The organism is Ruminococcus sp. NATIVEDY161 (assembly GCF_045819895.1).
GTDB lineage: Bacteria > Bacillota > Clostridia > Oscillospirales > Acutalibacteraceae > Ruminococcoides.
Window position 1 is genome coordinate 190,683 of sequence record NZ_CP162392.1, and the last position, 20,807, is coordinate 211,489.

Annotated in this window: 23 protein-coding genes, 1 pseudogene and 1 riboswitch; of the genes and pseudogenes, 10 read left to right on the forward strand and 14 right to left on the reverse strand. The window is 41.8% G+C overall.

The window, feature by feature from the left end; all coding sequences use genetic code 11:
* Window positions 1-31: 31 nt before the first annotated feature.
* A riboswitch (cobalamin riboswitch) is annotated at window positions 32-168 on the reverse strand.
* 90 nt (window positions 169-258) lie between these two features.
* Complete coding sequence (locus tag AB1I50_RS00860) at window positions 259-495, forward strand: FeoA family protein (RefSeq protein WP_407724337.1); 237 nt, start codon at window positions 259-261, stop codon at window positions 493-495.
* Between the two features lie 3 nt (window positions 496-498).
* Window positions 499-2,355, forward strand: a complete 1,857-nt coding sequence (locus AB1I50_RS00865) for a ferrous iron transporter B (RefSeq protein WP_407724338.1) — start codon at window positions 499-501, stop codon at window positions 2,353-2,355.
* Window positions 2,356-2,406: 51 nt separating this feature from the next.
* Here AB1I50_RS00865 and scfB read toward each other — a convergent pair whose 3' ends face one another.
* From scfB to AB1I50_RS00885, 4 genes are all read right to left on the reverse strand, one after another.
* The gene (gene scfB, locus AB1I50_RS00870) at window positions 2,407-3,783 is read right to left on the reverse strand and encodes a thioether cross-link-forming SCIFF peptide maturase (protein ID WP_407724339.1); all 1,377 of its coding nucleotides are present in this window, start codon (window positions 3,781-3,783) and stop codon (window positions 2,407-2,409) included.
* 82 nt (window positions 3,784-3,865) lie between these two features.
* Window positions 3,866-4,015 carry a six-cysteine ranthipeptide SCIFF gene (gene scfA, locus AB1I50_RS00875; RefSeq protein WP_407724340.1) on the reverse strand — a complete coding sequence of 50 codons (150 nt, stop codon included), beginning with the start codon at window positions 4,013-4,015 and terminating at the stop codon, window positions 3,866-3,868.
* A 70-nt stretch (window positions 4,016-4,085) separates the two neighbouring features.
* Entirely contained in the window at window positions 4,086-5,489 is a 1,404-nt protein-coding gene (locus AB1I50_RS00880) for an aminotransferase class I/II-fold pyridoxal phosphate-dependent enzyme (RefSeq protein WP_407724341.1), read from the reverse strand.
* Window positions 5,489-7,075 (reverse strand): peptide chain release factor 3, encoded by a 1,587-nt coding sequence (locus AB1I50_RS00885; protein WP_407724342.1) that lies wholly within the window; start codon window positions 7,073-7,075, stop codon window positions 5,489-5,491. The genes AB1I50_RS00880 and AB1I50_RS00885 overlap by 1 nt, the downstream gene beginning before the upstream one ends.
* 266 nt (window positions 7,076-7,341) lie before the next feature.
* Here AB1I50_RS00885 and hemW point away from each other — a divergent pair, with 266 nt between their 5' ends.
* The 5 genes from hemW to AB1I50_RS00910 all read left to right on the forward strand — a co-directional run bounded on the left by hemW (window position 7,342) and on the right by AB1I50_RS00910 (window position 12,029).
* Window positions 7,342-8,442, forward strand: a complete 1,101-nt coding sequence (hemW, locus tag AB1I50_RS00890) for a radical SAM family heme chaperone HemW (protein ID WP_407724343.1) — start codon at window positions 7,342-7,344, stop codon at window positions 8,440-8,442.
* A gap of 134 nt (window positions 8,443-8,576) precedes the next feature.
* Window positions 8,577-9,275 carry a glycosyltransferase family 2 protein gene (locus AB1I50_RS00895; protein WP_407724344.1) on the forward strand — a complete coding sequence of 233 codons (699 nt, stop codon included), beginning with the start codon at window positions 8,577-8,579 and terminating at the stop codon, window positions 9,273-9,275.
* Window positions 9,276-9,277: 2 nt separating this feature from the next.
* On the forward strand, window positions 9,278-10,573 hold the full coding sequence (locus AB1I50_RS00900; protein ID WP_407724345.1) for a GTP-binding protein: 1,296 nt from the start codon (window positions 9,278-9,280) through the stop codon (window positions 10,571-10,573).
* Between the two features lie 33 nt (window positions 10,574-10,606).
* Window positions 10,607-11,206, forward strand: a complete 600-nt coding sequence (gene thrH / locus AB1I50_RS00905) for a bifunctional phosphoserine phosphatase/homoserine phosphotransferase ThrH (protein WP_407724346.1) — start codon at window positions 10,607-10,609, stop codon at window positions 11,204-11,206.
* A 121-nt stretch (window positions 11,207-11,327) separates the two neighbouring features.
* Complete coding sequence (locus tag AB1I50_RS00910; RefSeq protein WP_407724347.1) at window positions 11,328-12,029, forward strand: hypothetical protein; 702 nt, start codon at window positions 11,328-11,330, stop codon at window positions 12,027-12,029.
* Here the strand turns inward: AB1I50_RS00910 and AB1I50_RS00915 are convergent.
* The 7 genes from AB1I50_RS00915 to AB1I50_RS00945 form a co-directional block, all read right to left on the reverse strand.
* A complete protein-coding gene (locus AB1I50_RS00915; protein ID WP_407724348.1) occupies window positions 12,026-12,199 on the reverse strand; it encodes a DUF4250 domain-containing protein in 174 nt (57 codons plus the stop codon). The genes AB1I50_RS00910 and AB1I50_RS00915 overlap by 4 nt on opposite strands.
* A 30-nt stretch (window positions 12,200-12,229) precedes the next feature.
* Complete coding sequence (locus tag AB1I50_RS00920; protein WP_407724349.1) at window positions 12,230-12,427, reverse strand: helix-turn-helix transcriptional regulator; 198 nt, start codon at window positions 12,425-12,427, stop codon at window positions 12,230-12,232.
* Window positions 12,428-12,943 carry a hypothetical protein gene (locus AB1I50_RS00925; RefSeq protein ID WP_407724350.1) on the reverse strand — a complete coding sequence of 172 codons (516 nt, stop codon included), beginning with the start codon at window positions 12,941-12,943 and terminating at the stop codon, window positions 12,428-12,430.
* 332 nt (window positions 12,944-13,275) lie between these two features.
* Window positions 13,276-13,725, reverse strand: a complete 450-nt coding sequence (locus AB1I50_RS00930) for a GNAT family N-acetyltransferase (protein ID WP_407724351.1) — start codon at window positions 13,723-13,725, stop codon at window positions 13,276-13,278.
* 93 nt (window positions 13,726-13,818) lie between these two features.
* On the reverse strand, window positions 13,819-14,100 hold the full coding sequence (locus tag AB1I50_RS00935; RefSeq protein ID WP_092979154.1) for a CD3324 family protein: 282 nt from the start codon (window positions 14,098-14,100) through the stop codon (window positions 13,819-13,821).
* Between the two features lie 592 nt (window positions 14,101-14,692).
* Complete coding sequence (locus AB1I50_RS00940; RefSeq protein WP_407724352.1) at window positions 14,693-15,517, reverse strand: 4Fe-4S binding protein; 825 nt, start codon at window positions 15,515-15,517, stop codon at window positions 14,693-14,695.
* The gene (locus tag AB1I50_RS00945) at window positions 15,468-16,058 is read right to left on the reverse strand and encodes a PadR family transcriptional regulator (RefSeq protein ID WP_407724353.1); all 591 of its coding nucleotides are present in this window, start codon (window positions 16,056-16,058) and stop codon (window positions 15,468-15,470) included. The genes AB1I50_RS00940 and AB1I50_RS00945 overlap by 50 nt, the downstream gene beginning before the upstream one ends.
* 655 nt (window positions 16,059-16,713) lie before the next feature.
* Between AB1I50_RS00945 and AB1I50_RS00950 the strand changes: the two genes are divergently transcribed.
* Genes AB1I50_RS00950 through AB1I50_RS00960 form a run of 3 tightly spaced genes read left to right on the forward strand, consistent with a single transcriptional unit; the run spans window position 16,714 to window position 19,122 of the window.
* The gene (locus AB1I50_RS00950) at window positions 16,714-17,289 is read left to right on the forward strand and encodes a TetR/AcrR family transcriptional regulator (RefSeq protein ID WP_407724354.1); all 576 of its coding nucleotides are present in this window, start codon (window positions 16,714-16,716) and stop codon (window positions 17,287-17,289) included.
* Entirely contained in the window at window positions 17,289-17,981 is a 693-nt protein-coding gene (locus AB1I50_RS00955; protein ID WP_407724355.1) for an ABC transporter ATP-binding protein, read from the forward strand. The genes AB1I50_RS00950 and AB1I50_RS00955 overlap by 1 nt, the downstream gene beginning before the upstream one ends.
* A 4-nt stretch (window positions 17,982-17,985) precedes the next feature.
* Window positions 17,986-19,122 (forward strand): FtsX-like permease family protein, encoded by a 1,137-nt coding sequence (locus AB1I50_RS00960; protein ID WP_407724356.1) that lies wholly within the window; start codon window positions 17,986-17,988, stop codon window positions 19,120-19,122.
* A gap of 46 nt (window positions 19,123-19,168) precedes the next feature.
* Here the strand turns inward: AB1I50_RS00960 and AB1I50_RS00965 are convergent.
* The 3 genes and pseudogenes from AB1I50_RS00965 to AB1I50_RS00975 all read right to left on the reverse strand — a co-directional run.
* A pseudogene (locus tag AB1I50_RS00965) lies at window positions 19,169-19,273 on the reverse strand (TnpV protein); the annotation flags it as partial.
* A gap of 326 nt (window positions 19,274-19,599) precedes the next feature.
* Window positions 19,600-20,178: a helix-turn-helix domain-containing protein gene (locus AB1I50_RS00970; protein WP_407724357.1), complete on the reverse strand. Its 579-nt coding sequence runs from the start codon at window positions 20,176-20,178 to the stop codon at window positions 19,600-19,602.
* Window positions 20,179-20,416: 238 nt separating this feature from the next.
* Window positions 20,417-20,794, reverse strand: coding sequence for a TnpV protein (locus AB1I50_RS00975; RefSeq protein ID WP_407724358.1), 378 nt, complete (start codon window positions 20,792-20,794; stop codon window positions 20,417-20,419).
* Between the last annotated feature and the right edge of the window lie 13 nt (window positions 20,795-20,807).

A 20,807-nucleotide genomic window follows, 5' to 3' on the forward strand; every position in this document is an offset into this window, starting at 1 on the left:
ATGGCGGCTGCGCTTCTTCTTATCCAAGAATGCAAGTCCAAGCCTATGCGGCAGCGATCTGACTTATGGCTGTGCCAAATACAGTAATGAAAGTTGCTGCGGATTCTCACCGCATTCTCTATTACATTTCGCGGAAAACCACGAAAAAACGCATAAGCTGTAAATATTTGATTCTGTTTTGATTATACCACGTCAACGGCTGACAGTCAATTAAAATCACAAATGTTTTACGCAGTCATAATATGTAACGGTGATAGTATGAGAAGTACACAGTTAAACCTGCTGCCGCTCGGCAGGACGGCAAAGGTTGTGCGAGTTGACTGCAATAATAAGCTAAAAAACAGGCTGAGTGATTTAGGGCTTTACGAGGGAAATGATATTTGCCCTGTACTTAAAAGTCCGCTCGGAGAGCCGAGAGCCTACAGAATTAACGAGGCGACTATTGCCTTGAGGGATTCTGATTGCAAAAAAATAACTGTAATTTTCGGGGACTGAATTATGCAGAAAAAACCTCTGAAAGCTGATTACACCGTAGCGCTTGCAGGAAATCCGAACGTAGGCAAAAGCACTATTTTTAACGCGCTGACAGGGCTTAACCGTCACACAGGAAACTGGACGGGAAAGACCGTTGAATGTGGAAGCGGCTACGCTAAGATTAAGGATAAGCGCTTTGAGATTACCGACCTGCCCGGCACGTATTCACTAAACGCCTATTCCGAGGAAGAAAAACTCGCCAAGGAGTTTTTAATGAGCGGAAACGCCGACTGTGTGGTTATTACGCTCGACTCCAACCGCATAGAGCGGAATTTGCGCTTTGCGCTTGAAGTTCTTTCACTTCATAATAATGCCGTTATCTGCCTTAACCTCAGTGATGAAGCCGATAAAAACGGTGTTTATATAAATTCCGAAAAGCTGTCAAATCAGCTTGGCGTTCCTGTTATAAAGACGAGCGCGGTAAAAAAGCAGAGCCTTAAAGAGCTGAAAAATAAAATTTATGATATTTGTTCAGCAGAAAAACAGTGCGATAATTGTATCAGTTTTCCGAATGACGACAGGCTGCTTCATATGCTGAGCAAGCAAATTTGCGAGAAGTGCGTTGTAAAAAACAGCAAAAGGGCTGTTGACAGACGGACAGAAAAGCTCGATAAAATACTTACCTCAAAGTCAACCGGAATTCCGATTATGCTTGGTTTATTTGCCTTGCTGTTCTGGATAACTGCAATAGGCGCAAATTACCCGAGCGAGCTTTTAGGCAGCTTGTTTGATTATATAAAGCAGCTTTTATATAAATTCTTCGACTTTATAAACGCGCCAATATTCCTTAAGGGAATAATAATTGACGGTATATACACAACCTTGTCGTGGGTAGTGTCGGTTATGCTGCCGCCTATGGCTATATTTTTTCCGTTATTCTCGCTTATTGAGGACTCGGGGTATCTGCCGAGGATTGCGTTTAACCTCGATAAATTCTTTTGTAAAAACGGCGCTCACGGCAAGCAGAGCCTCACAATGGCTATGGGTATCGGCTGTAACGCCTGCGGAGTGACGGGCTGCAGGATAATCGAAAGCCCTAAGGAAAGATTGATCGCAATTCTAACAAATAACTTTATGCCGTGTAACGGACGGTTTCCGATACTGATTGCCGTAATTACGATTTTCTTTACAAGCTCACTGCCCGAACTTTGGAGCTCGGCGGAAACGGCGTTGATACTCGTTTTGATTATTATTCTCTGCTGTGCGGTGACTTTGATTGTGTCAAAACTTCTTTCTAAGGCGCTTAAAGAGAAAAGCTCGTCAGGATTTATTTTGGAGCTTCCGCCCTATCGCAAGCCGCAGCTATGCAGAACGCTTGTGCGCTCAATCCTCGACAGGACGATTTTTGTATTGGGCAGAGCCGTGGCGGTAGCCGCGCCTGCAGGAGCGGTGATTTGGCTGTTCGCAAATATAAATATCGGAAACAGCTCAATTTTGCAGCATTGCATAAGCTTCCTCGACCCGTTTGGAAGGTTCATCGGGCTTGACGGAGTGATTTTAATGGCGTTTATTTTGGGCTTTCCCGCTAACGAAACGGTAATTCCGATAATTATTATGTCGTACTCGGCAAGCGGTGTTTTGAGCGAATTTACTGGCTACAACGAGCTGTATTCTATACTCAGTCAAAACGGTTGGGGAATTATCACGGCTGTGTGTATGATAATTATGACGGTTATGCACTTTCCGTGCTCGACAACCTGCCTGACGATTAAAAAGGAGACAAAAAGCCCAAAATACACGTTGCTGTCAATGCTGATACCGACCGTTACAGGCGTTATCCTCTGCGCGGTTACGGCTAATATAATGAGAATTTTTATTTAGGCAGTCTCTCGTACAGTAAAAAACGGACGGTTTTTACGCCGTCCGTTGTCTTTATTCTTCTTCCGCCTGAGCAGCTTTCATCATAATTGCACATTCCATACGCTTTTTGAAAAGCTCGCAGCCGTATTTGTAAACTCCGCTGATTGAGCCGGTGGCGTGGTATGCGTTAGCAGCACAGCCGCCGCTGCAATACAGCCTTGCCCAGCAGGTTTTACATTCTTCTCTTGCATAGGCGTTGCAGAGTTTGAATTCGTTTTGGATTTCAAAATTATCCACGCCGTTGTAAATATCGCCAAGCTTGTATTTATCGTCGCCTACAAACTGGTGGCATGGGTACAAATCTCCCCAAGGCGTTACCGCCATATACTCCGTACCCGAACCGCAGCCCGAAATCCTCTTGTAAATGCAAGGGCCGCCCGTCAGGTCAATCATATAGTGATAGAACGTTATCGGTCTGCCCTCTTTTTCGCGCTTTAACATCTCTTTTGCGAGTATCTCGTACTGTTCAAAGAGCACAGGCAAATCGTCATATGTAAGCGCGTATGGGTCGTCGGGAGCGCAGACAACAGGCTCCATCGAAAGCTCGGTAAAGCCCAAATCCGCCATATGGAAAATGTCGTTTGTAAAGTCGGTGTTGTTGTGAGTAAACGTTCCGCGGACGTAGTAGCCGCGGTTGCCGCGTTTTTTAACGAACTCCTGAAATTTAGGAACGATAACGTCATAGCTGCCCTTACCGTTGATTGTCTTGCGGAGATTGTCGTGAATTTCCTTTCGTCCGTCAAGGCTGAGTACAACGTTGTGGCACTCTTTGTTCGCAAACTCAATAACGTCGTCGTCAACAAGCATACCGTTTGTCGTGAGGGTGAAACGGAAATTTTTGTTATGCTCTTTTTCAATGCTTCTCGCGTAGGCGACAATTCCCTTTACAACGTCAAAGTTCATCAGCGGTTCTCCGCCGAAGAAATCGACCTCGAGGTTAACTCTGCTGCCCGAGTTTTCAATGAGAAAGTCGATAGCCCTCTTGCCCACTTCAAGGCTCATCAAAGCGCGTTCGCCGTGGTATTTGCCCTGACTTGCAAAGCAGTATTCGCAGTTGAGGTTGCAGGTGTGCGCGATATGCAGACAAAGCGCCTTAATAACCGTGTTGCGCTTTTTGAAGTCAAACGCGAGGTTTTCATACTTATCCTCGGTAAAGAGCCTGCCGTTTTGCTTAAGCTCATCTACATCTTCAATGCAATCACAAATTTCCTGCTCGGTAATCTCGGGATTGTCCCCGTACTTGTCGAGCATTGCGGAGATAATCTCGGCTTTATCCGAATTTTCATACATTTCTATAATATCATAGGCGAGCTCGTCAACAAGGTGAACGCTTCCGCTGTTGACGTCGAGCACGATGTTGTAGCCGTTAAGTTTGTACTGATGTATCATATGAATTTACCCCTATACGTAAAAGGAAAGCCGTTACCCATAATTGAATAACGGCGTAAAATCCTTTTAGTTTTAAGAAAAATTATTTCTCAAGACACTTTTCGCACTGCTGGTTAGCAACGCCGCATGAAGTCTTGCAAGCTGACTGGCAAGAGGTCTGGCACTCGCCGCAGCCGCCTGTCTTTACGCTCTTTTTAAGGTCGCGTGTCTCGATAGTTTTGATTCTTTTCATGGAAATCAATCTCCTTCAAAATTTATACTTAAATTCTATCATATGCGCTTGTTTTTGTCAAGATAACAGATTAGGTAACATCAACTTTCAGTTTATGCGGTGCGTTGCCGAGCGTTGACTGAGCGGATATGTTATTATCTGCAAGAGTTTTTACTTGATTTATAATATCGTCTGTGACAATTTCACCCGACACTATAAGCGGAATTCCGGGCGGATAGGCAAAGACATCTTCAAGCGATATTTTGCCGTTGCAATCTGTTATATCAAGAACTTTGCCGATTTTGTCTGTACATTCAAAAGGTTCACACGCCTTTTGCGGTAAGGATAATATATTGAGATTTTTGCAGTTTTCGGCTTTTTCTATACTTTTATCAATATCTTTTAAAGCGCTTATAAGCCTTTCGAAGCCTTCATCAGTGTCGCATACGGACGTCATAGCTATGATGTAATCCTCTGCCGACATCTCAGTTTCAATTTTATAATCGTTTCTGAGCGTTTCGGCAAGCTGTGTACCGCTTATGCTTGTCCTGATTGTTGAAACAACAAGCTTTCCCCTGTCGCAGGCGTAAACGTTGTTATCTTCTCTGAATATAAGTTTTAAGTTATTGAGGGCTTTTGCGCTTTTTTCAAACTCAGACAATCTCTTGATGTAGCTTTCAAACTCGCTTGAATTTTCCGAGATATAATCAAGACAACTTTCAACTGACGACATCAGCACATATGACGGACTGCTTGTTTGGAATATAGCAAGCTGTTCTCTCAGAGCGCTGTCGTAATCGGTATCGTTTGTTAAGAGCAAGGCGGTTTGAGTTAATGAAGGAAGCGTTTTGTGAAGGCTTACAACCGAAATATCAGCTCCGCATTTAACCGCGCTTTCGGGAAAAGCTTTGTTAAACGGGAAATGCGCGCCGTGAGCCTCGTCAACAAACAGCCTTGCGCCGTGCTTTTTGCAGATTTCGGAAATGCTTTTAATATCCGACACTACCCCCTCATATGTCGGAGAAGTCAGCACAACAAGAGAAATATCGGGATTTTGGGTTAGTTTATCTTCGATTAATTCAGGAAATACCGAGCCGAAAACAGGAAGCTTTACTCCGTTTTCCTCTGCATATTCAGGCAAAATATACTCGGGCTTCAGACCGAATAATTTAACGGCTCTGTAAACGGAAATATGGCAGTTTCTGGCAATAAGAACCCTGTCTCCCTTGCTTGTGAGCGCGCCGATTGCGGACATTATTCCGCAGGTTGCGCCGTTTACAAGCATATAAGCGCGTTTTGCGTTGTACAATAATTGCGCCTTATCCTGTACAGCCTTAATACAGCCGTGCGGATTGTGGAGATTATCAAAGCCGTCAATCTCGGTCAGGTCAATTTCGTACGGCAAATCGCCGTTAATGCTCTGCCTTTTGTGACCGGGCATATGGAAGGGATAAACTCCGCTTTTTCCGTAGTCCTTCAACTTATCAAAAAGCATTAGTTTGTACCGAATTCCCTGAGTTCAAGCCCTTTGTTGTGGTCAAGCGCCCAGTCAATGCTCCAGTAGCTTGTGAAAAGCAAAAGGTGGTTGCCCTTTAAGTCCTGAATACGCTTTGTATCGGAAGCGAGGTCAAGGTTTTTGGGGTCAATATCCTCGTTGACAATCCAGCGGATATATTCATATGGCAGTTTTTCCATTATAATATCAACGTTATACTCATTTTCAAGGCGGTATTTGAGCACGTCAAACTGCAAAACACCGACTACGCCGACGATAACCTCTTCCATGCCGGCGTCTAGCTCTTGGAAAATCTGAATAGCGCCTTCCTGAGCAATCTGGTTTGTGCCCTTAATAAACTGCTTGCGCTTCATAGTGTCCTTTTGGCGGACGCGGCAGAAGTGCTCGGGAGCAAAGGTCGGAATTCCCTTAAATTGAACCTTGTGCGAGGCTGAGCATAGCGTGTCGCCGATTGAGAAAATGCCGGGATCGAACACGCCGATGATATCGCCTGCGTAGGCTTCGTCGACAATCTCCCTCTCCTGCGCCATAATCTGCTGAGGCTGTGAAAGGCGGAGCTTTTTGTTGCCCTGAACGTGGAAAACTTCCATATTCTTCTCAAATTTACCGCTGCAAATTCTCATAAAGGCAATTCTGTCGCGGTGAGCCTTGTTCATATTCGCCTGAATTTTGAAAACGAATGCCGAGAAATCGTCCGACATCGGGTCAACTTCCTCGCTGATTGTCTCCCTTGACAGCGGCGAGGTTGTGAGCTGTAGAAACTGCTCCAAGAACGGCTCTACGCCGAAGTTTGTAAGTGCCGAGCCAAAGAATACGGGAGTTAATTTACCCTGTCTTACGGCTTCCAGGTCAAATTCATCACCTGCGCCGTCGAGAAGCTCAATCTCATCGAGCAAGTCCTGCTTTAGATACTGACCGAGGATATCATCAATCTCGGGATCGTCAAGCGCAAGCTCCTTTTTCTCGACCTCTTTTTGACCGTTGTTGGCTGTAAAGGCGAGAATTTTGCGCGAGTTGCGGTCAAATACACCCTTGAACTCCTTGCCCGAGCCGATAGGCCAGTTGACGGGATAGGTGTTGATGCCGAGGACGTTTTCGATATCCTCGAGCAAGTCGAATGAATTTTTAGCGTCGCGATCCATTTTATTGATAAAGGTAATAATCGGGATATTGCGCATTACGCAGACCTTAAACAGCTTGATTGTCTGCTTCTCAACACCCTTTGAGCCGTCGATTACCATTACGGCTGAATCCGCCGCCATAAGAGTGCGGTAGGTGTCCTCGGAGAAATCCTCATGTCCCGGGGTATCGAGGATATTAATGCAGTAGCCGTTGTACTTGAACTGCAAAACGGATGAGGTTACAGAGATACCTCTCTGCTTTTCAATCTCCATCCAGTCGGACACCGCGTGTTTGGCGGTTCTTTTACCCTTTACCGAACCTGCAAGGTTGATTGCTCCTCCGTACAGAAGGAGTTTTTCGGTAAGTGTTGTTTTACCTGCGTCAGGGTGCGAGATAATCGCAAAGGTTCTGCGCTTTTCTATTTCTTCCTTATATGTGCTCATACTAAATAAATCAGCCCTTTTTAATTGATTTACAACTTTATTATTTTACAATTAATCTATGCCATATGTCAATAAAAACCCGATAAAATAATAAAAATTAAAAATATTGAAATAAATTGATACAAAACCTTGACAAAAAGATTAAAATATTGTAATATACTATTGTAAAAGACAGATTATTCCTATCTTTTCATATACCTTCCAACTTTGAGGCAGAAGCTTTTTAGTTTCTGCCTCAAATATTTATGTCATTTTTAGGGTAAGTTATGAGCGAAAAATTACGACTTTACATTCACATACCGTTTTGCAAGAGCAAATGCGCTTACTGCGACTTTTTCAGCGGCAAGGCTGACGAAAAGGCTTATGATGAATATGTAATGCAATTAAAGGATAAAATTGAATACTGGAGCAAAAGGACAGATAAGACCTTATCAAGCGTATATTTCGGCGGCGGTACGCCGAGTGTACTCGGTGATAATCGGCTTTGCGAAGTTTTGGAGTTTATTAAGCAAAAGTTTTCCGTTGATAATAACGCCGAGATTACCGTTGAAGTAAATCCCGAATCGGGCAAAAGCCTTGATTTTGAAAAGCTTTACAAATGCGGTTTTAACAGAATATCCGTCGGTATGCAGAGCAGTGACGAAAAAGAGCTAAAGCTCCTCGGCAGAATTCACAGCACGGATGATGTCAGGCAGACAATTTATAACGCAAAAAATGAAGGGATAAGCAATATTTCGCTCGATTTAATGCTCGGTATTCCCTGCCAGACCGAGCAAAGCCTTAAAAGCTTGATTGATTTCTGCGCGGAGCTCGGCGTAACGCATATATCCTCTTATATTCTTAAAATTGAGGAAGGCACGCCGTTTTATATTAACCGTAATAAATATGATTTTGCGGACGATGACAAGCAGGCTGAGATGTACTTATATGCAGTAGATTACCTAAATAGGCTCGGATATAAGCAGTATGAAATCTCAAACTTTGCCAAGAGCGGCTTTGAAAGTAAGCACAACACAGGCTACTGGAAGCTTGACGAGTATATCGGCATAGGCCCTTCGGCACATTCGTTTTTTGAGGGAAAGCGCTTTTTTTATGAGCGCGATATGCAGAGCTTTAACGATAATGTAATTACTGTTGACGGAACAGGCGGTGACGAGGAAGAATTTATAATGCTGTCATTAAGGCTTGCGCAGGGGCTTGACTTTGACGAATATAAAAAGCGATTCGGCAGGGAAATTCCCGAAAGCCTAATAAAAACCGCTGATAAATATATTAAAGCAGGCTTAATGAAAAGAAACGGAAACCGCATATTCTTTACGCCAAAAGGTTTTTTGGTATCTAACGCTGTTATAAGTAAATTAATATAAAAAAGCGTGCGCTTTTTTTAGCCATCGCTCGTGCGCACTCAATACGCAGTTGCAATTAGCAGTAGCTAATTTAACATTTGACATAAGGACTTATAACTGATAAAATATAAGTTAACGTTAAAAGGAGCCTTGCCATGGATAACAGAAAAAAGCTTGCGCTAATTCCGGCTTATATGCCCGATGAAGCGCTGATTGAAATTACAAAGGAACTTCATAACCGTGACTTTACGGTTATAGTAATCGACGACGGAAGTCAGTCGGAATACGATAAAGTTTTTAATAAGGCAGAAGAATTCGCCAAGGTTATCCGCTGCAAGAAAAACAAAGGCAAAGGCAACGCGCTTAAAAAGGGGCTAAGGTTTATAAAGGCAAGTTATGCTTTCCCCTACACTGTTGTAACCGTTGACGCTGACGGTCAGCATAGAATTAAAGATGTCATAAACGTTTTTAACTATGCGGCAAAGTACCCGGGGGATGTTGTAATCGGCTGCCGTAATCTTGAAAAAGACGACCCGATTAAGAGCAGAATCGGTAACTCGATTACAAATTTTCTTTATAAAGTCACGACAGGCGCAAGGCTTAACGATACCCAAACGGGTTTGAGGGCTTTTTCCGACAGCTCGATTGACATCGCAATCAACGCCAAGGGCAGCCGTTATGAGTACGAGATTAATATGCTGCTCGACTTTACAAAAGCTATAAATGTCAGAGAAATACCGATTGAAACGGTTTATATCGACAAAAACCGCTCAACGCATTTCAGGCCGTTTAAGGATTCGGCAATTATATATTCGCAATTTTTTACAAACAAGTTAAATAAAAAGAAGGAGTAATTATGCAAAAGAAAAACAAGCTTATCCCGGTATCTGTTTTGACAGGATACCTCGGAGCAGGAAAAACCACAGTGCTTAATCACGTGCTGGCAAATCAGGAAGGCTACAAGGTTGCCGTTATCGTTAACGACATTGGCGAGGTCAACATTGACGCTTCGCTTATTGCCAAGGGCGGCGCGGTTACTCAGAAGGACGAAAATCTCGTTCCCCTCTCAAACGGCTGTATCTGCTGTACTCTTAAGGTTGATTTGATGAAGCAGATTATCGAGCTTGCCGGGTCAGGCAGATTTGACTATATTTTGATTGAGGCTTCGGGAATTTGCGAGCCCGGCCCTATCGCGGGTTCAATTTGTATGCTCGACGGAAGCGGACAATCTCAGGGCTTGCCTGCCGTTGCGTACCTTGACAATGTTACAACCGTTGTTGACGCAAAGAGAATGGCTGATGAGTTCGGCTCGGGTTCAAGCCTTCTTAACGAAAACCTTGACGAGGAAGATATTGAAAACCTGCTTATCCAGCAGATTGAATTCTGCACAACCATCATCCTCAACAAGATTGACGATGTAAACGAGCAGGAAAAGGCTGATGTTCTCGAGGTTATCAGAGCGTTGCAGCCCGAGGCTAAGATTATAGAGACCAACTACGGCAAGGTTGACGTTTCTGAAATTCTCGAAACCCATCGCTTTGACTTTGAGAAAGCCGCTACAAGCGCAGGCTGGATGAAGGCTATGGAACTTGAGGGTGAAAATTCCGAGGATTTAGAGAAGGAAGAACATCACGAACACCACGAGCATCACAATCACGACCATGACGTTCGTGAGCACGAGCATCATGAACATCATCACGACCATGATGAAGAAGAACACCACCACGGTCATCATCACCACCATCACCATCATCACGAGGAAGGCGAAGCCGAGGAATACGGCATCGGCACCTTTGTGTATCAGAACGTTAAGCCGTTTGTAAAGAGCAAATTCGAGCAGTTTGTTTTTGAAAAATGGCCTAAAGAGGTTATCAGAGCAAAGGGCTTGTTCTGGATTAAGGAGAACCCCAACACCGCCTATGTGTTTGAGCAGAGCGGTAAACAAAAGACCGCTACCGATGACGGAGACTGGATTGCGGCATTCCCCGAAAAAGAACGCAAGGAAATTCTCGCTATGAACCCCGAACTTGCCGCAACCTGGCACCCTGTTTACGGTGACAGAATTAACAAGCTTGTTTTCATCGGCAGAAAAATGGACAAAAAGGCGATTATCAACGCGCTTGACGAGTGCATTGACGAAAGCGCTAAATAAGGATATATTGGATTTGCGAAAGGATTGATTAAAATGGTTATTACATGTTTGGATTTAGAGGGAGTACTTGTTCCCGAGATTTGGATTGCATTTGCTGAGGCTTCGGGAATTCCCGAGCTTAAAAAGACTACCCGTGACGAGCCCGATTACGACAAGCTTATGCGCTACAGACTTAACATTTTGAAGGAGCACGGACTCGGACTTAAAGAAATCCAGGACGTTATCGCGACTATCGACCCAATGCCCGGCGCTAAGGAGTTTTTGGACGAGCTTAAGTCGCTCTGTCAGGTTATCATCATCAGTGACACCTTCACTCAGTTTGCCGCTCCGCTTATGAAAAAGCTCGGTTATCCCACAATCTTCTGCAACTCGCTTGTTGTTGCGGAAAACGGCGAGGTTACTGACTTTAAGATGCGCTGTGAAAAGTCAAAGTACACCACGGTTAAGGCTTTGCAGTCAATCGGCTTTGAGACTATCGCGAGCGGTGACAGCTTTAACGACCTCGGTATGATCAGAGCAAGCAAGGCAGGATTTTTGTTCAAGAGCCCTGACTCAATCAAGAAGGACAACCCCGACCTCCCTGCTTTTGAAACCTATGACGAGCTTTTAGCCGCAATTAAGGAACAACTATAATTCAATAATACATAAAACAAAAGTGTCATTCCTGTTAATTCGGGAATGGCACTTTTTATTATGAATAGATTATTTGATTTTGCAAATCATTAATATGTGATAACGATTTAGGAGCAGATTTATGAACGCAGTATCGTCAGCCGAAAACATAGAGTACAAGGTTTACCGTTTCAAATATAAAAAACAGCTTAATATTTTAATCAGTTTAACAATCTCGGTTTTGGGCTTTTGCTCGTTTTTTATTTCCGTTGTAAGGGATATGAACTGGGATTTTTTGTCGGATTTCAGGTTTATGACGATTAACGGCACGGTTTTTACATCAATTATCTCGCTGATTACGGCTGTTATCAGCCTTGCCGAGATAATTAAGGGCGAGGATATCAAGCTCGAGAAGTTCTACTTTTTGCGCTTGACATCCGTTGTTACCGAAAGTATAATCGCTATTGTAATTTTAATGTCGCTCTTCCCCTTTATCCCCGACAAGCCGAATATATTAAAGTACGATTCCTTTAATATGCATGTAATAATTCCGATATTAACGATAGTATCGTTCTTGATTGCAGAGCCGCCAAGCGAAAAAATCAAGCCGATTATGCGCTTTAACGGCTCGGCATTGATTACAATTTACTCGGTGATTATAGTTAGCCTGATACTATGGGGAGTTATTCCGCAAAGTGAAATCCCGTACTCGTTTTTAGAGGTAAATACACGACCGCTGTGGTATATTTTGCTTGCAGGAGTGATAATTTACGCAGGAGCGTATTTTTTGTCGTGGGGTTATATTGAGCTTAATAAGAAGATATCGAAAAGCTGGTATGATTAAACGAAGCGATTTAATTCGGGATTGTAAGTGTAATCAATTCCTGACAGCTTGCTTTCGAGCTCAGCCTTGTCAAGCTGCAAATCATCGCAGAGTAAATCAAGGCTCTTATACTCGTCACGCAGCTTGGTATTGATAAAGCTGAGTAAAATCATAGGGTCGTTTGGTATCATAGTGGTCTCCTTGTAAAATAATATAAAGGCTTATATTTCATTCCAGAATAAATCATCAAGCGTTTTTCCGAGCACTCTGCAAATTGCAACGCACAGCTTGATTGTCGGGTTATAATCCCCTTTTTCGATAGCATTAATAGTTTGACGGCTGACGCCCACTTTTTCGGCAAGCTGCTGTTGGGAAAGGTCAAGAGCGGCACGCGCGCTTTTTAGTTTAAGATTTTTCATTTAATTCTCCACCCTGCGCTTGTCTAATATTAATTTTATTAACGCTATTATTCCCAAGACAAATAAACAAATTGAAAAAATTAAATATATCGCGAGCGTTGAAATTTGTCCGTCCATAAAAAGTGTGTTTCCTTTAGCAAATCCTGAAATAAAATAGTATAAAGTCATTATTCCGAAAAGAAAAAAGGTTATTACGGAAGATACATTTCTTTTTGGTGTGTTTGAAAAATAAGCGTCTTTCAAAATACACAAAGCGATAAATAACGATAAGGATAGTATACACCCGAGAAACATTTGTACAGCTGTGTTGCTCCATTTTATATCAAGGATATACAATGTCGCGCAAATAAGGCAATAAAACAGTAAAAATATAAATGATGTTCTAAATGCTGAATATCTCGCCAATGTCTGCCGTTCATCGTAACTTGCCTTATTCTTATTTGTTATTCGGGCAATAAAAACTATCAAAGCTGCAACAGCGGCAATAATAACCGGTAATAAAACACTGAAATTCATAATAACTCTCCTTTAATTAATTATTACAGAAAAAGCTTATATCTCTTGCTGTAAAATGATTGTATCATATCGTTTTCATATTGTCAAGTATATATTACATATTGTCGTAGATATTTTTATGAGATAGTTAATTCTTTATATTGTATACACATCAAACCGCCGCCAAGCAGGAGATTATCCCACTTGACGGCGTTACCGGTTTAAAAACTATCTTTCATACCAATAGCGGCAGATCTCTTTTTGCTCGCCTTGGTAATTATCAATACCCTTGAATTCAAAAATAAAGCCGCATTTTTCCATTACCTTTTGCGAAGCGATTGTTATCCTTTCATTTAAGAGTGTACATACATTCTTGACGGCTCGGGATCACTGCCTTGAATCATACAAAAGAATTCCCAGCCGTATCGCTCATAAAAGCCGATGTGGTCGGTCACGAGATAAACCGGCGAAATTCCCTTTGACCGCAAATCCTCCACCGCCAAATCCAAGAGCTTTCCTGCGATCCCCTGCTTTCGGTATTCGCTTTCCGTATAGACGGCGCAAACGTTCGGAAATAAATCCTTTCTCTCGTGAAAGTCATTTTGAATAACGCCCAAACCGCCGATGATTTGATCTCCGTCAAGGCATAGGTACCAGCCATATTCGGTATTACCGCTTAGATAATCCTCCATACATTCGAGATAAGCGGTAACAGGTACGTTCCATTTTTCACAAAACCACTTGGCGGCTGTATCCTTTAATTCCGGACGCTCACGAAGCGTGATGTATTTATATTTATCCATTGTAAACACCCTTTCGATTTACTGACATCATCATATCAAACATTCCGCTGTAAATCAACCTTGAAAACCATTATAAAAAAGAATGAGCCTGCACTAAGCAGACTCACAAATTTTCATTTCACGGATAATGCGCTGAATGGATTTATCGGAAAGGTAATACCGACTTGCCAATACCGAAACTGTCTCGCCGTCAAGGTATTCCCGATAAATCAAAGCGTTTCGTCGGCGCAACTCTTTTTTAACGCCTGTTTTCGCTCCCCAATCGACGCGGGAGCCGTCCTTCTTGGGAATATAAATATTTTCCCCGTCAATGTATTGCTGAATGATTTTAATAATGTTCTGCGGCAGCACATCGTCTGCCTTGATATAGCTCATTGTTGCCTCCTAAAAATTGAAATGCTTTAGGGTAAGCAATGGCTATAAAATATTCAAACGATACCGAATAGCCAATGCTTATACGGCAATAACATATCTTTTCAAAACGCAGCCCTCCTGTCTGTTGTATTATAGCGTATTCTTTGTATTTTGTCAATTTCAAGAAAAAGCCGCCAAGCAGAAGGTTATCCCGCTTGGCGGCAATTTAGTTTACAGTTTAGAGTTATGATGACGCTGATGCGTCAGTTATGATATGAACGCTTGTGCGATCATAGTTGAGCCGCTTTGCAACTCATTCCCATTCGATAGCACATAAACAAATCTGTGTATGAATTATTATCTGTGCTATCTGTGGTACTTTTGATTATTTGATATATCCATATTCTCCTGCCTATATCCCCTCTTGTTATCATTTTGTTATCAGCGTTGATAACAGCGAGAGGATTTAGCTGTGTTGGATAAACTTTTCTGTACGGCTATTATATAGCATTTTAGCGTTGTTTTCAATAGGATTTTCGCATTATTCGAATCTTCATCGCAATCGAAATAGTGTAACGCTTTTAAACTTCAAAAGGCACTGTTTATGTTGTGTTCACAGTGCTTTTTTCGGGCAGGCTTTAGTACATTCAAAACAAAGAATACACTCGGTTCCGTTTTTGCGTTTTCTGGAGTTATCTGTCATATCCACTTCCATCGGACATACCTTTTTGCACTTTCCGCAGGATACGCATTTGCTTTTATCACACTTGATTCTGAAGAGCGAAAAGTAGCTCATGGGCTTTAAAAAAACCGTTATAGGGCAGATATACTTACAAAACGCGCGGTTATCCTTAAAAGCAAACGCCAGGATGATTCCGACCGCATAATACAGAATATTTCCGATAATAAAAGCCCAAAACATTATTCTTTCCATATTCCCGACATTCGCTAGGAACAGCGAGGCTACAAAAGCAAATGATGCGGCAAAAGTGATATAACGAATCCATCCGAGCTTTTTTCTCGGCTGCTGCGGCGTTTTATACGGCAGAAAATCCAGAACCATAGCCGTCCAACAGGCGTATCCGCACCATCCTCTGCCGAAAATGAGAGGACCGAAGATTTTGGCGACAGCATAATGAATCGTAGCAGCTTCAAATACTCCCGTAAAAAGGTAGTACCAAAAGCCTTCTATTTGCATATTCTCATTACTGATTATGCCCAAATAGACAAGCATATACAGTCCTACCAAGAGCTGTGTAATTCTTCTGGCATACTTATATCTTTTGATATACAAAAAGATTCCCAATGAAACAGACAGTCCTATGTAACTGAAATTGAATAAATAGAATATATTTCCCAATGTAAGCCATAACGTTACTGCAACCGTTTCAAAAATTATCAGCATTATCAGCGGTATTATGTATTTTTTTCTGCTCATCCCTGATTTCCTCCAATTCTTTTTTGCATTTATTTACCCAGTCAAAGTACATCTGAATGTACATCGCACCGAATTCGACGGTCATTTTCCAATAGATTGCGTTCATTGGATTTTTCAGGTTTTTGGAATAATCCGCAACCTTAGGCGGCTCATTTTGAAACTGTCTCAGAAAATCCGTTCCCATATTGGCAAGCTGCGTAAAATATTCAATATTTTCGTCAATACTCCGTTCACCCCTGAAAAACGTTTTCATAAGGATAGGAATTCGGGTAATGAATTCAGTATTGTCCTCCACCAGCCATCGGTTTAGCTCTGTTCTGCCGCTTTCGGTAATTGTAAAAACTTTTTTATCAGGCTTACCGATTTGTTCAACAATTTTATCCGTTGCCCATCCGTTTTTCTTTATCGTTTGCAATTCACGATATATTTGACTAGTCTGGGCGTTCCAGAAGTAACTCAACGAATCCTTGAACGCCTTATTGATTTCATAGCCCGTCATACTGCCGTAGTTCAGTAAGCCGAGTATTCCGTGTTTTAGCAAATCAGCTCCTCCTTATATTATACTTATTGAATATATTATAATTCCGCTTGTGGAATATGTCAAGATAAACAATTGAAAAAATACGCCGCCTAGCAGGAAATTATCCCACTTGACAGCTATGCTGATCAGGTATAAATCAAACCTGTATTAACAATATTAATTGCAAGATTATGGATTAAAAAAATAATAACAGACAGCTAAAGCACTGCCTGTTATTACAGATAATACAAATAAACTGTTCGTTATTCCCACTCGCTTAATTCATTTTAACACTAAACATAATAGTTTAGTGTTCGCTTCTTTTGATACCATTATTACCGCTATTCTGCCTATTATTTTTGGCTTCAAACTATAACAGTATCAAAACAGTATCAATGGTACTGTAATCATTATAACAGAAACGAGATGTAAAATCAATACTTTAAAGCGATAAATCGTTTGTAATTTTATATTCTGACTAAATCGAAATAGTGTAACGCTTTTAGGTTTCAAAAGGCACTGTTTATGCGCACTTCGGGTAGCGTTTTGGAGAATGTAAGGTAATATCATTGCTTTGCGAGTTTGGGCGTTACAAATCCAGCTATTGACAAAACGATTATTATACTTTATAATAAAACAAACGTTATAAAACGATTGTTTTTGAAAGGAGCTTATTATGCCCCCTAAAGCGAAATTTACAAAAGAAGAAATCATCGGTGCAGGCTTAGCGATCCTGCGTGAGCGTGACATTTCTGCCGTTACTGCAAGAGAAATCGGCAATTATCTTGGCAGCTCGGCAAGACCGATATTTACCGTTTTTGATAATATGGGCGAGGTGCTTAACGGAATTGAAACAAAAGCTCGTGAGATCTATTCCGAATATGTTGAGCAAGGATTACAGCAAACCCCTGCCTTTAAGGGCGTTGGTCAGTCATATATTCAGTTTGCAATAAATGAGCCGAAGCTGTTTCAACTTTTGTTTATGCGAAAAACATCCGGTAATATAGGCGTAAATAGAATACTCCCCGAAATTGATGACAACTATACCGATATTTTAAAATCAATTACCGATGAATATCCTGTATCGGCAGATGACGCTGTTATATTGTACCGACACCTATGGATATATTCTCACGGCATTGCCACCCTCTGCGCAACATCTATGTGTCGCTTTACGGAAGTTGAGATCGGCATAATGCTGACGGAAGTTTTCAAAGCATTGCTGACAGAAAGACTGAAAGGAAAATCATAATGATAGAGATAAATGATTTAACAAAATATTACGGAAAAGCCGAAAGTCGCTTTATAGCGCTGGATGGTGTTTCCGTTCGCATTAATGATGGTGAGTTTATCGTCATACTCGGCGCTTCAGGTTCGGGAAAATCCACTTTTCTCAATGTCATTTCGGGCTTGGAAACTCCGGACGGCGGTTGTGTTGCTTATGACAGCCAAGAACTCGGCAATATGAGCGAAAAGGATCTGACGAAATTCCGACGTGAGAACACGGCTTATATCTTTCAGCAATACTATTTGCTCCCACATCTAAATGTAGAAAAGAATGTAAGGCTGGGCGCTGACCTCGACAATAACAAGGATTATCTGAAATATATCGAAGCGGTCGGCTTATCCGATAAGCGCAGAAAATTCCCATCAGAACTCAGCGGCGGCGAACAACAGCGTGTAGCGATAGCAAGAGCGCTCGCAAAGAATCCGAAGGTACTTTTTCTTGACGAGCCGACAGGAGCATTAGACGAAGAAACAGGCAGACAGATACTTAACTATATCATCAGGCTGCACGAGGAACAGGGCTTTACGATGATTATGGTAACGCACAACAGCAATATAGCCGAAACCGCCGACAGAATCATTAAGATGAACAGCGGCAAAATCGTCAGCGTTACCGAAAACACGGATAAAAAGACGGCTTACGAGATCGGGTGGTGACGGTATGATTGTCAGTATCAAGGACAGCGTAAAGTTGTTCGGAATTTCCATTATGACCTGCTGTGCGGTAACCGTCTGCAATATGTTTTTAAACTATTATTTGGATTTAACTGCGATAGCAGGTTTGATTGACAACCCCTACGCGCAGATGTTCTACGACGCACAGATTATGACTTCAAAAGTCGTTTGCGCCGTCAGCGGCGGCTGCTTGGCAATCACTACCGTTGTGATGCTGTTCTTCTATATCAAGCATTACATAGACAGCCATTCAAAGGAAATCGGGATATTAAAGGCTCTCGGTTATTCTGATTTCAAAATTGCCAAGGGTTTTTCTGTTTTCGGCTTGAGTGTATTCCTTGGCTGTTTCGTCGGTTATTTGCTGTCATTTGCGTTAATGCCGCAGTTTTATGAGTTACAAAATAAAGACGGTTATTTGCCGGAGCTTTCTATTGGTTATCATTGGATATTATTCGTCCTGCTGGTGATTGCTCCCACTTTGGTCTTTGCTTTGATTGCAGTATGCAACAGCCTGTTAAAGCTTCGCCAGCCTTGCGTCAATCTATTGAAGGGTATTGTAAAGGTAAAGGGGAAAACCAAAAACACAAAAGATAAAAAGACTTTTGTCGCCGAAATGAGGAGCTCTGTGTTAAGAAGCCGCAAAACCTTGGTGTTCTTCATCGCCTTTTCCTCGTTCTGCTTCTCGGCTATGATACAAATGTCGGCAAGTATGAAGGATTTATCAAGTGAAATGATGGGCTTGATGATGTTGATTATCGGCGTTGTTCTGGCGTTTACCACGCTGTATATTGCCGTGACCACTGTCATTCGCTCCAACCAAAAGAATATTGCTATGATGCGTGTATTCGGCTATGATAGTGCTGATTGCAAGCGTTCTGTTCTCGACGGCTACCGCCCGGCGGCGTATATCGGCTTTATCATCGGTTCCGTGTATCAGTATGCTTTGTTGAGAATTATGGTTGACATTGTTTTTGCTGGCGTCGAGGGTGTTCCCGAATATGAGTTTGATTTTCTGATGTTTTTCATAACGCTTGCTGTTTTTGTCGTTGTATATGAAGGCGTTATGTTTGCTTATGGTCAGTCAATGAAAAAAATACCGTTAAAACAAATTATGAACGAATAAAAAAATAATCGAGCGAAGATGAATAATTCACCTTCGCTCGATTTTATTATACATAAATCAACTCTGCATTAACAATTTCCGTTGCACGGTTACGGATATTGTTCATACGCTTCACCCACAGCATTTGGTTTTCTGCTTTAAGCTGTTCGGTTGTGGATAATAAGAATAATAGCAGACAGCTTTAACACTGCCTGCTATTACAGATAATACATATTGAATTGCAGATTACTCCCACTCGATAGCACATAAACAAATCTGTGTATGAATTATTATCTGTGCTATCTGTGGTACTTTTGATTATTTGATATATCCATATTCTCCTGCCTATATCCCCTCTTGTTATCATTTTGTTATCAGCGTTGATAACAGCGAGAGGATTTAGCCGTGTTGGATAAACTTTTCTGTACAGCTATTATATCGCATTTTAGCTTTGTTTTCAATAGGATTAGTATATTTTATTCGTATCTTTATTACTTGTTATTTAATTGATAAAACAGCGCATATTACTACACATATAATTGTTATTATAGCGGCAATAATACCGATTGATTTAGCAAATCTTCTTCCTTTCGGATTGTTTCTGATCTTAGCGAGCACACCTGTGGAAAAGAAAATACCTGTAATCAATGCTCCAACAGCAAGACCAAAGCATGTATATTCTATACATTCAAGCAAAGGATTTATTTGCTCAAATTTTAGTCCGACAAACACCAATGCAGTTAAAAGTGAAATCAATCCAATTAAACTGATTATACATAATCTTTTAGTCAGTAATTGCTTTTCTGCTTCTGCATAGTCTGCCATTTTTAAAGTTGTTTCTTTTAATTCTTCGTTCATTTCCTCACTTTTCCTTTCTCCGTTAAGAAGCTCGCGTATATCAATGTCGTAAAAATCTGCAAGCTCAACAATGATTGATAAGTCGGGCATATTGTTGCCGTTTTCCCAGCGTGACACAGTCCTGCCCGAAACGTTCAGTTTTTCGGCGAGCTGTTCCTGCGTCAAGCCTTTTTCTGTTCTCAGCTCCCGTAAGAATGAGCCGATTCTTTTTTGATCCATACGGTTGTTCTCCTTTCCTGACACAAATCATAACTCAAACCGCAGCTTTTGAACACGACATAAAGTGAGAAAATGCCGTTTTTATGCGGTAGACACGTGTGTCGGGTCTTGATAATCTCCTAAAACAAGTGTTTTTTTGTTAAGATGATGGTAATAACGTAATTATACCATAATCACAAGCGCTTGACAATGTTTCAGCCGCAGGGCTGAGTATTATTCCTCCCTGCGGCTATACTTATCAGCTATAAATCAATTCTGCGTTGACAATCTCTGTTGCTCGGTTGCGGATATTGTTCATCCTTGCAACCCACAGCATTTGGTTTTCCGCTTTGAGTTGTTCGGTTATACCTTCCTTTTCGGCGAGTTGTTTTACTAACCGAAAGAACATATCCTCTGCCTGCTCGTTAATGTCGGCAAGGTAGGCGTTGAGCTTGCAGCTCGTCAGCAGATTGGTATAGCGGATTTTGTGGTGCTGCTTGATGTACCGCAAATGCCGCTTTCCCCAAATGCTGATTTCAACCTTTGGCTGTTCGGGGAGAGTCAGGCACGGCAGATAATAATCGCCTTGCAGCTCGTAGTGAATCCCTGTCTGCTTGTCATAAATTCTTTTCTCCATTGTTCATCAACCT